We start from the raw sequence: 458 nt of genomic DNA on the forward strand, positions 1-458 counted from the left end.
GTTCGATTGGAATTTCTCCGCTACCCCCACCTCATCCCCGCACTTTTCAACGTGCGTGGGTTCGGGCCTCCAGTGCGTGTTACCGCACCTTCACCCTGGACAGGGGTAGATCACCCGGTTTCGGGTCTACGCCCACGTACTTATTCGCCCTATTCAGACTCGCTTTCGCTGCGGCTGCGGCTTCTCACCTTAACCTTGCACGGGAGCGTAACTCGCCGGTTCATTCTACAAAAGGCACGCCATCACCCATAGATAGGGCTCTGACTTCTTGTAAGCACACGGTTTCAGGTTCTATTTCACTCCCCTTCCGGGGTGCTTTTCACCTTTCCCTCACGGTACTGCTTCACTATCGGTCGCCAGAGAGTATTTAGCCTTGGCAGATGGTCCTGCCGGATTCATACGGGGTTTCACGTGCCCCGCACTACTCGGGATCCGTCTCGGAGGGTGTACCCTTTCAA

At 55.9% G+C, this 458-nt stretch carries 1 rRNA gene; it reads right to left on the reverse strand.

The window, feature by feature from the left end:
• Positions 1-458 (reverse strand): 23S ribosomal RNA (locus tag ACE5LO_RS27805); the annotation flags it as partial.

Source organism: Paenibacillus medicaginis (assembly GCF_042138635.1).
In the GTDB taxonomy this organism is placed as follows: Bacteria; Bacillota; Bacilli; order Paenibacillales; family Paenibacillaceae; genus Paenibacillus; species Paenibacillus medicaginis.